The sequence below is a fragment of the Rhizobium sp. WSM4643 genome, from assembly GCF_025152745.1.
Taxonomy (GTDB): domain Bacteria; phylum Pseudomonadota; class Alphaproteobacteria; order Rhizobiales; family Rhizobiaceae; genus Rhizobium; species Rhizobium leguminosarum_I.
Genome location: NZ_CP104040.1, coordinates 2,587,566 through 2,599,699, shown reverse-complemented (window position 1 = coordinate 2,599,699; position 12,134 = coordinate 2,587,566). Strand labels below are relative to the sequence as shown.

Below are 12,134 nucleotides of genomic sequence, written 5' to 3'. Positions count from 1 at the left end.
TTTCATCACACACAGGGGCTGACCCAAGGGTGCGCGCGCGTTCGCCGCGAAGCCTCACACGGCAGGTCGAGAGAGCGTCAGCTCTGCCGGGCTGCCGCGATGAAATCGGCCGACTGGCAGATCAGCGCATCTCCCATGAAGGCCATGTTGGCGAATGAGCGCTCGGCGGCCTCGGCATGCCCGGCGCCGCAGGCGTCGCTGATGACGAGCGGCACGAGCCCGAGGTCGGCACCGTGGCGAACCGTCGGCTCGATGCCGATTTCGGTGGCGACACCGCAAATGGCGAAGCTGGTCAGACCCAGATCGCGCAGAATGATCGACAAAGGCGTGCCTTCGAAAGCCGAAAAGGTAATCTTGTCGATCACCGCCTCGTCGTAGCGCGGCTGAAGTTCGGGGACGATCTCGAAGCCTTCGCTTCCTCTGAGAAACCAGGGCTTGATGGCGGCCGGATCGTCGATCCTTTGCCAGGCCATGGCCTGACGGCGCTGGAAGGCGCCCATCAGAGCGAGCGGCATCGACATGTGCCGCATGAAGATGACGGGAAAGTTCGATGCCCGCGCGGCGGTCAGAACCGACAGGACACGGGTGGTGATGCCGGCCCCGTCAGGCATTTGCCGCATGATGCCGATCTGCATGTCATAGACGACGAGAGCCATTTGATCCGGCCGGCAGAAATCGCCGATCGTCTTGCCGGGGTGTTCGATGGAATGCATGCTCGGCCTCCTCTTTTTCCTGCCTATGTAGAGGAGATCAATTGCGTCCGGCAAGCAGAAGGTGACCGTTTCCGCGGCGAGGTGGACATTGTCGGCGACGAACTGCCTGCCGGGCATAGTCTATGCCGGTTCTCGTTCGCTCTGAGCGGCTACGAATACGCGACCCTCCAGGCTGAAGGGGAAGCCGACGTCACATCTTGACTCGCTCCGGCGCTGTGTCAGGCTTCAGATATGAGCATGCATCGAGTTCGCATGCTCTCGATACCCCTCTACGTCACCTCGGGGATTTCAGCCATGGATAACGCTCAGGGCAAGAAAGTGATCTTGGAGTTCTTGCGCCGGCACACCCTGGCTGTGATCGCGACATCGCATGCGGACGGCAAGCCTGAAGCTGCGGTCATTGACTTTTCGGTGCGTGACAACCTCGAAATCGTGTTCGATACCTTCGAACAGACGCGCAAGTTCGAAAACCTGTCGGATAGAGGAAGCGTCGCACTTGTCGTCGGTTGGGACAAGAACATCACGGTGCAATATGAGGGCGATGCCATGAAGGTTTCCGCCTCCGACGTGCAGGAATACCAGAAGGCGCATCTTGAAAGCGTTCCAGTCGAGCGAGAGTTTGTCGAGAAGGGCGCCGTGTTGTTTAAGGTCGTTCCTCGCTGGATACGATATTCCGATTTCACCAAAGACCCTGTCGAAGGTTTAGAGCTCCGCTTTTAGGCCACGCGGGCGTGCACTGACGCTCTACCCCAACCTTCCTCAGAAAGGCATATCTTCTGTTGCCGATCGATCGCCCGGCGGCTATGTTGCCGATGTCGGAAAAGGCATGACTTGGTGTGGTTGGCCCAAGTCCTTTCGGAAACGAAAGCTCTGTTCCTTGCCTCGTGCATGAGTTCTCCACGACGAACACGGACGCTGCTCAAGCGTCCCACCGTTCGTCCGTGTGGTTCTCGAAACGACGAACTGCTCCGGTCGAACGACCATAAAGGAGTAGTTCATGCGCGATTTTCTCATGATTCATGATGTTGTGATTGCTGGTGCCGGCCCTGTCGGTCTGTTTCTCGCCTGCGAACTGCAACTGGCCGGCCTCTCGGTGTTGGTGCTGGAGCAGGCCGAGGACCCGCGTTCGCCGTTGAAAAGGCTGCCGTTCGGCATGCGCGGCCTTTCCGCGCCGACCATCGAAGCCTTCTACCGTCGCGGGTTGCTGGATGACATCTTGGCGCCGCAGCGCGAAAAAGATCAATCGACTTCAGCGCATTGGATGCAACAGCCGCGCCGCCCGGGCGGCCATTTCGCCGGCATTCAGTTCTTCCACGACACCATCGACACCTCGAAGTGGCCCTATCGTCTGCCAGGTCCGGCCGGCACCAGCATGGCGGTCGAGATGGAGCGCCTTGAATCCATCCTGGCCGCGCGCGCAAGCGCGATGGGTGTGGAGATCCGGCGCGGGCTCGGTGTCGACGGTTTCGACCAGTCGGATGAAGGCGTGACCGTTCGCGGCGGTGGTGAGAGCTTTCGCGGACGGTGGCTCATCGGCTGTGACGGCGGGCGCAGCATGGTGCGCAGGGCAGGCGGCTTTGAATTCGTTGGCACCGATCCCGAGTTCACCGGCTATTCCGTTCTACTCGAGATGGCCGATCCGGAGAAACTCGCCCCGGGCCGCCACTACACGCCGACGGGGATGTATACCTACCAAAAGCCCGGCACGATCGCGATGGTCGATTTCGATGGCGGCGCGTTTCACCGAACGCAGCCGATCACGCCGGAGCATGTGCAGCAGGTGTTGCGGCATATCTCCGGCACCGATGTCACGCTGACGGGCCTCGAGCTTGCCACCACCTGGACGGATCGCGCCTATCAGGCGACGGCTTACCGCAAGGGCAGGGTGCTGCTTGCGGGCGACGCCGCGCACATCCATTCCCCCTTGGGCGGCCAGGGCCTGAACCTCGGGCTCGGCGACGCGATGAATCTTGGATGGAAGCTTGCAGCGACGATCCGCGGCGATGCGCCGGAGGGCCTGCTCGACAGCTACTTCTGCGAACGGCATCCAGTTGGAGCCCAGGTTCTCGACTGGTCGCGCGCCCAGGTCGCGCTGATGCGGCCAAGCCGGAGTTCGCGCGCGCTCGAAGCCATCATCCGCGATCTGATCGACACGCGCGACGGCGCGACATACTTCGCCGAGCGCGTCTGGGGTGTGTCTCTCCGCTACGATCTCGGCGGCAGTCACCCGCTGGTCGGCCGCAGCGCTCCGGACTTCGAGCTGGCCGACGGAAGGAAGCTCGGCGATCATCTCAGGGAGGGCAAGGGCCTGCTTTTGGGCTTTGACGCCGGCGCACCGCTGCAAGCACTGGCAGGCCGCTGGAATGGGATCACCTATGTTGCAGGCGATGCGAGGGATCGGATGGGGCTGAGCGCGCTGCTCGTTCGCCCCGACGGCTTTGTGGCGTGGGCTGGTGAGGCTGTGCCTGACAATGAGGAAGCCGCGCAGGCTGCATCGCGGTGGTTCGGCAAAACCTGAAACTATGAATGGAGCAATCGATGTGCAGGTCTCGGAAAGGTTCTTCAGCCTTATCAGTCCGGTAGAGCGTCACGGAGGTTTCCCGCTATCGGTTTTCGGCGGGTTTGCAGACGTTGCTTCGCAACGTATCCGCACTCTTCCCGGCAAGGCGGCGACGCTGTAGAGTGGCGATGCGCCCGACCGTCCCGCCCGGAGGCTCCGTATGGCTGAGATCCTGTTGTTCCATCACGCACAGGGGCTGACTCCGGGTGTGCGCTCGTTTGCCGACGATATCAGGGCAGCCGGTCACATCGTGCACACGCCTGATCTGTTTGACGGGCGCACATTCCCAAGCATCGAATCGGGGATCGCCTATATCTGCGAGATCGGATTCGACGCCATGCGGGAGCGCGGCGCGCGCCTCGCCGACGAATTGCCTGCCGGGCTCGTCTATGCCGGGTTCTCCTTCGGTGTGCTGCCGGCGCAGAAGCTGGCGCAGACACGGCCGGGCGCCCGCGGGGCTCTGCTCTTTTATTCCTGCCTGCCGATCAGCGGCGAGTGGGCCTTCGGACCCTGGCCGGGTGGTGTCGCGGTGCAGATTCACGGCATGGACAACGACCCGATTTTCGTCGGCGAGGGCGACATCGATGCCGCCCGCGAGATCGTGGAGACGGTCGAAGACGCGGAGCTTTTCCTGTACCCCGGTGATCAGCACTACTTTGCCGACAGCTCGCTGCCGTCCTATGATGCGGATGCGACCGCGCTGCTCACCCTCCGCGTGATCGAGTTCCTGAATCGTGTGTGATCCAGATATTCCGCGGGAGATCCGGTCGGCCCGGAACGGATTATTCGGACGCCACGCAGAAATTGTTGCCTTCGGGATCATTCAAGACCGTGTAGCCATCTGCTTCCCGGGCGAAGCTCGCTCCGAGGGATAAAAGCCGTTCTACCTCGCTGGCCCGATCGGGGGTGGCAATATCGAGATGCAGGCGGTTGCGGGCCGGGCGCTCCCCCTGACGAAGGTGGAAGCAAAGGCGGGCTCCAGGACCTTCGACCATCACGGTCGGGTCAGTCTCGGGTGTCAATCCGAGAGCGGCCAGGCGGGCCAGTTCTTCGTCGTCGTATGGCATCACGTCGTAGCCATCGAGCGCCTCCGCCCAGAACCGGGCGACGCGCGAGGGAATGTCGCAATCGATGACGATTTCTTTCAGCCTTGCCATGGAATCCTTCAAGAATTGTTGGGCCGGCGACGGCAAACGCGTTCAACGACCGCGCCGCCGATGGCCGGCAGCAATGCGAAAAGCATGAGCTGCGGTGTCTCCGTCAGCGCCAACAGGCCAGACAGGGGGAAGGCGACCAATAGTCCTGCCAGCGCCCCGGCTGCATAGGGCAGATAATCCTTCAAAGAGAACCTCCGTCTTGTACTGATCTCAAACAGAAGCGGCGCGATAGGCTTGAGATAGCGATCTTTGCGGTATCGGCAATGCTGTTGCGGCCGAACCTGACGTCGACCGATCGGGATATGCGGAATATCACGAGGTTGGTTAAGTGGGCTGGTCGGCCAAACGACGTGAGCCGGTGCACGTGCTTTTGCGGGAGACGACCAATTTCTTTCGCGCTATGAAGACTGACCGCATATCCCGTCACATCCGACCCCGAGGTCTTTCATATGGCTTTGAGAATTCTTTTCGTTGGCGGTACCGGCCAGATTTCATATCCATGCGTCGAGCGCGCTGTGGCTCAGGGCCACCATGTCAGCGTCTATAACCGCAGCTTGAGAGGCGACCCATTGCCTGCGGGGGTTACCGCGATTGTCGGCGACCTCGCGGCACCGGCCTATGCGGACTTGGCCAAGGCCAATTACGACGTCGTGTGCCAGTTCATTGCCTTTACACCCGATCAGATCGCGCGTGACATCGATGTGTTTGCGGGGCACTGCGGCCAGTACATCTTCATCTCTTCGGCCTCGGTCTATGAAAAGCCGCCGCGCCATTATGTGATTACCGAGCAGACACCGGCGATCAACCCCTATTGGCGCTATAGCCAGGACAAGATTGCCTGCGAGATGCTGCTCAAGAATTCCGAGAATCTCGCCTGGACCATCGTCCGTCCCAGTCACACCGTTCGCACCGGCCTGCCCATCATGATGGGCGATAGCGATGTCATGGCGAGACGCATGCTGGATGGCGAGCCCACCATCGTGGCGGGCGATGGCCATACACCCTGGACGCTGACACGCTCGGTTGATTTCGCAGTGCCCTTCGTCGGGCTTTTCGGCAAAACGGCGGCGTTGAACGAGATCTTCCACATCACCTCCGACCGCGCCCACATCTGGAACGATATTCAAAAGACGATCGCCAGATTGTTAGGCGTCGAGGCCAGGATCGTCCACGTCCCGACGGACACCTTGATCAAGTACAATCCGGAATGGGTTGGTCCGTTGCTCGGCGACAAGGCATGGTCGGCGATCTTTGACAATTCAAAGGTCAAAAGCGTGGCGGGCGATTTCACGTGTGCCGAGAGCCTTGATGAAATTCTGGCGGAGCCGATCATGCATCTCAAGCAGCGCCTGGCCAAGAACCGCCCGCCAAAGGGCGATCTCGATGCTTTGGTCGATCGGATTTGCGCTGCGCAAAGCGCTCTCGGCTAGCAGGTCCTCGTAGAGCAACTTTCCGAAAGACCCGGCGCAGACGGTCCTGCCCGCGCTGATCACCCGGACTTGCGATGTTGCCGATCTCGACAGCCTGTCGGATTGGCTGGAAGACAATCATACCGACCCGATCGGCGATTGAGACTTGTGGCTGGCGACCCGAGGGCCGGTGAGGGTGGCACGGCATGCCGTTCACAAAAAATCCCTGCCTAAAAAGCGTCCTAAAACATGATGGAGGTCGCGCCGGGTGAGGATCTCGGCAATGATGGCCAACTGTTTTCCACTCCGATCCTGTCAGGCCATGCTGTTCATTCCGCTTCCCTTCGTCGTTGCTCTTCTGCTGCTCATCCTCTTCGTCACCGTTCTCAGGCGCGACGAGGAGGCGCAGCCCAATCGGCCGTTTCTGGCACTGATCCTGCTTGCCGTGCTGCAATCCGTCCTCTCCGGCCTGCGCTGGGGCTACGGGGTGCAGGCGGTGAGCGTGATCGCGCCGGTCACCGCGGCGATGGTGCCGCCGCTTGCCTATGCCGGGGTTTCCAGTCTGGTGAGGACGAGCCGGCGGTCGCTGCCGGCGCGGATTACGCTGCATGCCGTGCCCGCTGCCGTCATCCTCTTGTTGATGGTGGTCTGGCGGGATGTGATCGATCTCGCGCTGGTGCTTGTTTTCGTCGGTTATGCCCTGGCGATCCTGCTTCTGATGCGGCCGGGCGCGGATGCGCTTCGGCTTGCGCCCTTCGAGGGAGCGGTGCCGGCCTATCGGGCAATCATCTTCGCGGCGGCGGCGCTGTGCCTCTCGGCCTCGGTTGATATCTTCGTCTTTTTCGATTTCACATGGGCGCATGGCGAGCATGCGCTGACGCTGATCAGCCTCAGCAATCTCGCCGTCCTCGGCATCCTCGGCATCGCGGCAGCCGCCGCCAGCCGAAGCCGGGCGCCCGCCGAGACGGCGGAGGCGGCGCTGAAGCCCGAAACGGCCGAGGATAAAGAGACGATCGCCATGGTTGATGCGCTGATGGAGGCAAAGAGGCTCTATCGCGACGCCAATCTCAATCTCGACCGCCTGGCCCGCAAGGCCGGAATTCCCGCCCGCCAGATCTCGGCGGCAATCAACCGGGCGATGGACAAGAACGTCTCGCAATATGTCAATGACTACAGGATCGGCGAGGCCTGCCGGCTGCTTGCCGTGACCCAGAAATCGGTGACCGAGGTGATGTTCGAGGTCGGCTTCCAGACCAAGTCCAATTTCAACCGCGAATTCCGCCGAGTGACGGATATGACGCCGGTTGCCTGGCGGGAGAAGAAGGCAGAGCGGTGAGGGGCTTTATCCGCAAATCTGCAAGCACCAAGCCGCTTCCGCTATTGGCAACATAATCATACTGATGAACAATCTGAATCGAAGATTTATGCCACGGAGTTTAGAGCGCGGCCATGAAAGTCGAGATACTGCACAAGGGGATCGTGATCGGGCACGGCAATCTCGAGGCGGCCGATCCGCCGATGGGCGTTGCGGCAGGACTATTTGAGGCGACGCCGGACTATGACCCGCGCCTCCACCCCTACGTGATCGACGGTGATGACAATGAGTTCGACAAGGAGGCGCCACTTTCCGCGCGCTCGGCAGAATTCGGCATGATCCAATGCGCAGGCGTCTGTATTGAAGATTTCCACAAAACTATGGAAGAAATACAAGTCGTTTTCTTGGGCATCGCCTACCCGGATTACGGGACTGTCTTTGCATCCTCTCCAGCATATAAGGCCTATTACGGGCGCTAAAGCGATGCCGCCTCGTATTTGCGGAAGTTTTCAACACGATAATCGCATCAAAGGCGCTTCCCTGTTCGCCCCGAGGCTGAATGAAAATCATAGATAATACAACGACGTCCCGGGCCATCGGCTGTATTCTCGGTCAACTGGCGGGAGATGCACTTGGCTCGCTTGTGGAGTTTCAGACGCCCCAGGAAATAAGCCGGAAATATCCCAATGGTGTTCGCGAAATTCATGATGGCGGCACATGGAACACCATTGCCGGTCAACCAACCGATGACTCCGAGATGGCGCTGGCTTTGGCCAGATCGATTGTCGCGGAAGGAACCTATGTTCAGAACTCTGCGCGGCAGGCCTATGAAGCTTGGCTGGCTTCCAAACCTTTCGATATCGGCACGACTGTTTACAACGGAATCCGTTACGAGCCCAACCATCAAAGCCAGGCCAATGGCGCGCTGATGCGCGTGTCGCCTCTCGGCATTTTTGGATCTCAGTTCCCAACCGAACAGGTTGGGTTATGGGCGGAACAGGATGCCATCATCACACATCCAAATCTCGTGTGCCGGCATATCAACAGTCTCTTTGCCCGCGCGCTGTCTTACGCAATTGCTAGAGGTCCGGCGCCTCGAGAGGTCTATGAGGCGATCCGGAAATGGTCCGATGAGCTTGGCGTCGCTTCCAGCATCCATGATGCAATCGCCGACGCCGAAAAGGGACCGCCAAAAGACTTCCTGAATCAGCAAGGCTGGGTTCTGATCGCGTTTCAGAATGCCATTTTTCAGTTGCTGCATTCGAATTCCCTGGAGGACGGCGTCGTGAATACCGTCTCATGTGGTGGTGATACCGATACAAATGCGGCGATTTCCGGAGCGCTGCTCGGCGCCATTCATGGAGAGCGCGCAATTCCAGCCCAATGGCGTGAAGCGATACTTTCCTGCCGACCTGACGAGGGAAATCCGAAGGTCGCGCATCCGAGGCCGGAACTCTATTGGCCGGTTGATTGCATTGAGCTGGCCAGCCAATTGTTGAAGTGAGCTGGTTAGCAACGCCACTGACTATCTGCTCAGGCCCATAAGCTGCCGTTGGTGGGCACGACTTTACCAGATATCTCTTCTCTCCGGGAACGAGCCGCAGCGGGGTACTTGAAGCCCTTTCTCCAGTGCGCTGACAGAAAATTTGGCCGGATTGTTCCCCCGATCTCCCTCATCCCTGTGCTCGTCACAGGGATCCAGTGCGCCCAAGCCTTTGGGCGCAAAAGACGTTCCTGTTTGGGTAAGAGTCATTCACGGCGCGGACGCGCCATGGCTAGATTCCTGTGACGCGCACCCAGGAATTACGGAGGAGAGGTGGCGTTCTCAGAGCTTTCGGTTAGCGCCACCGCGTACAAAATCGCGATCGAGAACTGCCTGGAACGTGTTCGAGGTCGCGATCCCGGTCGAAGCTGCGATGCTTGCATCATGAACACGACATCAGAACATGATCGAGTCCTTGCCGCCAAGCTGAGATCACTTTCGATCGAGCCTGCGCCGTTCAAGACAGAGCCGCCGGAGCCCCGTGTCCGGCGGCATGTGATCCCCGGAGCAATGCTGGGCCTTGCCGCGACCGCATCGCTGGCAGTGGCGTTTGTCCATCGGCCCGATACGCTGGAGCGCATGCTTGCGGGTCTCATAGACAAGGACGAGGTCGCAATATCCATCGATGGAACAGACGTGCCCTCCGCCGGTCCGATTCGGCCTCTGCCTTCCAATACCCCGGCGAACAGAGCATTGCCGTCCCGGGAAGTCACCGGCTCCGGCTACGTCGTGGTCCCCGATATCGCCACCGTCTTCTCCAAATATGAAGGTCGGATCGCTGCCGTCGAGGTTGAGGCGGGCGACAGGGTCGTATCGGGGCAGGTGCTGGTGCGGCTCGATGATGCCGGCGCCCGCTTTGCGCTTCAAGGCGCCGAGATCGCCCGGCAATCGGCGGAGCTGGCGCTGACGGCGAAGACTATTGAATTGGCGCAGGCGCGGTCTTCCCTCACGCGCACCGAGCGGCTTGCCGGGCGCGATGCGATCTCGGCGCAGACGTTGGAGGAGGCGAAGACGGCGTTCGACACTGCCGAAAATGCCGTCCTGCAGGCACGGCAGGACGTGGCCAAGGCCGATCTCGATATCGACAGGGCGCGCGAGCAAGTGGAAGCACTGACCATCCGGGCGCCGATATCAGGCACCGTCACGCGGCTGACCGCGCACGTCGGCGACACCGTGCTGTCGCGCGAGGACAGCGTGCGGGAAAATGAAAGCCTGCTTGCGATTGCCGACATGGCCACCATGGTCATCGATGCCGATGTGGCCGAGGCGAATATCGCGTTGATGCGGCCAGGCTTGCGTGGCGAGGCGGTGCTCGACGGCTTTCCCGACCGGCCCTTTGCGGTGGAAGTATCGAAGATCGCGCCGATGATTTCGCGGGAGAAGGGGACGGCGACGCTTCGCCTGACACTCTCCTCGCCGCCGTCAGACATGCGCCCCGCCATGGCCGCGCGCATCCGCCTTGTGGTGGGTAAGACCGCAACGTCTGTTCCCACAGCCTCTCATCCCCCGGGCACCGGCGCACAGACGGGCGGACCTAAGACCTTTCGGCCGCAGGCCGGGGATACCACAGACCATCAGCAAGGAGCAAAGCGATGACCGACACTCAAGAACCCTATATCGCGCTTCGCGGCGTCAGGAAGGCATTCAAGATCGGCGCGGAAACGATCCCGATCTTTTCCGGACTCGACCTTTCGATAGCACGCGGCGATTTCGTCGCCGTCATGGGCCCGTCAGGCTCGGGGAAATCGACACTGCTCAACATGCTCGGCGGCATCGATAGCCCCGACGCAGGGGAGATCAGGGTCGGCCGCAGCCATCTCGAGCAGATGGGCGAAGGCGCCAGAGCCGCCTGGCGGGCACACAGCATGGGCATCGTCTTCCAATTCTACAATCTGCTGCCGATGCTGAATGCGGGCGAGAATATCGAGTTGCCGCTGCTGTTGAAGCCGCTCAAGCGGAAGGAGCGGCGGGCGCGGGTCGAAACCGTCATGGATCTCGTCGGGCTTTCGGGGCGGCAGCGGCAGTTTCCATTCAGCATGTCCGGCGGGCAGCAGCAGCGCGTCGGCATCGCCCGCGCCATCGTCGGCGATCCCGAACTCTTGCTCTGCGACGAACCGACCGGCGATCTCGACCGGAAATCGGCCAACGATATCCTCGATATGCTGGGCTTTCTCAATCGCGAGCTTCAGAAGACCATCATCATGGTCACGCATGATCCCGAGGCTGCCTCCTTCGCCCGGCGCACGCTGCATCTCAACAAGGGCGAATTCGTCGAGCAGGAAAGGTTGGCCCAATGACCTTCTTCCAGCTGATGCGCCGCAATGCATGGCGCAAGCCGCTCAGGGCCACGCTTCTGATGTTCTCGGTCGGCGTCGCTTTCCTGATCTATGGGCTGACGGCGAGCTTCCTCAGCGGCTCGCAAGGGGCGGCCGGGGCGAGCGATACGCTGCTCGGCGTCTTCAACAGATCGGGGCGGGCGCAGCCGCTGCCGCTTGGCTATCTCAACAGGATCGCCGCCGATAGCGATGTCGCCGCCGTCGCCTACATGACGCGCATGCGGGGCTTCGTCGATGTCGAGAAGAATGTCGTGATGACGAGCGCGGTCGATCCACGATTGATCGCCGCAGCCAATGGCGACGAGCTCGGGCTGACGCCGCAACTGATATCAGCGCTGGAAGAGGGCCGTGACCGGGTGCTGGTCGGCCGGGCGCTGGCGGAGGCGCAGGGCTGGTCGGTCGGCCAGCGCATCGGGATCACCAGCCACCTGACACGGGAAGACGGCAGCCGCAACTGGAGTTTTGAGATCGCCGGCATCTTCGAAGGGGCCGACGCCAGCACCGACACCTATTTCATGATCGCCCGCTATGATGCCGTCAATGCGGCGCGCGCGCGCGGCAAGGATACAGTCGATGGCTTCGTGGTGCGACCGCGACCGGGCGTTTCATCCGGCGTGCTGGCGGCAAGGATCGACGCGCTGTTTGCCAATTCGGCGGCACCGACGCGCACTCTATCGGAAAAGCAGTTCCTCGAGGCTTTCTTGCGGCAGTTCGCCGATATCGGCCTGATCGTCAGCCTCGTCGTTGGCGCCGCCTTCGTGACCATCCTGATGATTGTGGTCAACACCATGCTCTTTGCCGTGAGGGAGCGCAGCTTCGAGATCGGCCTCATGAAGGTGCTCGGCTTTTCCAGCCGGCGGATTATGGCACTGATCCTCGGCGAGACACTGTTCGTCTTCGCCGTCGGCGGGGCTGGCGGGCTCGTTCTCGCCAAGCTCGCGACGCTGTTTGCCGGGCCGGAATTCGGCCTCGCCTTCACCTGGTCCGCGCTGCTGAAATCCGTCGCCATCATCGCCGGTCTCGGCCTCCTGACCGGGCTGTTGCCCGCCGCCAATGCAATGCGCCTGCCCATCGTCAACGCCTTCAGATCGAGATAGTCCA

Annotated in this window: 13 protein-coding genes; 10 read left to right on the top strand and 3 right to left on the bottom strand. The window is 61.1% G+C overall.

All coding sequences use genetic code 11. The features are described from left to right. Window positions 1–77: 77 nt before the first annotated feature. The gene (locus tag N1937_RS13130; protein WP_260056344.1) at window positions 78–713 is read right to left on the bottom strand and encodes a cysteine hydrolase family protein; all 636 of its coding nucleotides are present in this window, start codon (window positions 711–713) and stop codon (window positions 78–80) included. Between the two features lie 294 nt (window positions 714–1,007). Between N1937_RS13130 and N1937_RS13125 the strand changes: the two genes are divergently transcribed. The 3 genes from N1937_RS13125 (at window position 1,008) to N1937_RS13115 (ending at window position 4,015) form a co-directional block, all read left to right on the top strand. Continuing rightward, the gene (locus tag N1937_RS13125; protein ID WP_260056343.1) at window positions 1,008–1,433 is read left to right on the top strand and encodes a pyridoxamine 5'-phosphate oxidase family protein; all 426 of its coding nucleotides are present in this window, start codon (window positions 1,008–1,010) and stop codon (window positions 1,431–1,433) included. Window positions 1,434–1,710: 277 nt separating this feature from the next. Next, window positions 1,711–3,231, top strand: coding sequence for an FAD-dependent monooxygenase (locus N1937_RS13120; RefSeq protein WP_260056342.1), 1,521 nt, complete (start codon window positions 1,711–1,713; stop codon window positions 3,229–3,231). A 202-nt stretch (window positions 3,232–3,433) separates the two neighbouring features. Next, on the top strand, window positions 3,434–4,015 hold the full coding sequence (locus N1937_RS13115; protein WP_260056341.1) for a dienelactone hydrolase family protein: 582 nt from the start codon (window positions 3,434–3,436) through the stop codon (window positions 4,013–4,015). Window positions 4,016–4,055: 40 nt separating this feature from the next. Here the strand turns inward: N1937_RS13115 and N1937_RS13110 are convergent, their stop codons facing one another. Further along, window positions 4,056–4,430, bottom strand: a complete 375-nt coding sequence (locus N1937_RS13110) for a VOC family protein (RefSeq protein ID WP_260056340.1) — start codon at window positions 4,428–4,430, stop codon at window positions 4,056–4,058. A gap of 8 nt (window positions 4,431–4,438) precedes the next feature. Further along, window positions 4,439–4,615, bottom strand: a complete 177-nt coding sequence (locus N1937_RS13105; RefSeq protein ID WP_260056339.1) for a hypothetical protein — start codon at window positions 4,613–4,615, stop codon at window positions 4,439–4,441. A 264-nt stretch (window positions 4,616–4,879) separates the two neighbouring features. Between N1937_RS13105 and N1937_RS13100 the strand changes: the two genes are divergently transcribed. The 7 genes from N1937_RS13100 (at window position 4,880) to N1937_RS13070 (ending at window position 12,130) form a co-directional block, all read left to right on the top strand. Further along, window positions 4,880–5,860 carry an SDR family oxidoreductase gene (locus tag N1937_RS13100; RefSeq protein WP_260056338.1) on the top strand — a complete coding sequence of 327 codons (981 nt, stop codon included), beginning with the start codon at window positions 4,880–4,882 and terminating at the stop codon, window positions 5,858–5,860. A gap of 262 nt (window positions 5,861–6,122) precedes the next feature. After that, complete coding sequence (locus N1937_RS13095; RefSeq protein ID WP_170262347.1) at window positions 6,123–7,175, top strand: helix-turn-helix domain-containing protein; 1,053 nt, start codon at window positions 6,123–6,125, stop codon at window positions 7,173–7,175. Window positions 7,176–7,288: 113 nt separating this feature from the next. Further along, window positions 7,289–7,633 (top strand): hypothetical protein, encoded by a 345-nt coding sequence (locus N1937_RS13090; protein ID WP_260056337.1) that lies wholly within the window; start codon window positions 7,289–7,291, stop codon window positions 7,631–7,633. A gap of 80 nt (window positions 7,634–7,713) precedes the next feature. Beyond that, window positions 7,714–8,658, top strand: a complete 945-nt coding sequence (locus tag N1937_RS13085) for an ADP-ribosylglycohydrolase family protein (RefSeq protein ID WP_020486098.1) — start codon at window positions 7,714–7,716, stop codon at window positions 8,656–8,658. Window positions 8,659–9,081: 423 nt separating this feature from the next. Then, window positions 9,082–10,293 carry an efflux RND transporter periplasmic adaptor subunit gene (locus N1937_RS13080; RefSeq protein WP_260056336.1) on the top strand — a complete coding sequence of 404 codons (1,212 nt, stop codon included), beginning with the start codon at window positions 9,082–9,084 and terminating at the stop codon, window positions 10,291–10,293. Then, window positions 10,290–10,994 (top strand): ABC transporter ATP-binding protein, encoded by a 705-nt coding sequence (locus tag N1937_RS13075; protein WP_260056335.1) that lies wholly within the window; start codon window positions 10,290–10,292, stop codon window positions 10,992–10,994. Before N1937_RS13080 ends, N1937_RS13075 begins: the two co-directional genes overlap by 4 nt. Further along, a complete protein-coding gene (locus N1937_RS13070) occupies window positions 10,991–12,130 on the top strand; it encodes an ABC transporter permease (RefSeq protein ID WP_260056334.1) in 1,140 nt (379 codons plus the stop codon). The genes N1937_RS13075 and N1937_RS13070 overlap by 4 nt, the downstream gene beginning before the upstream one ends. Window positions 12,131–12,134: the final 4 nt, after the last annotated feature.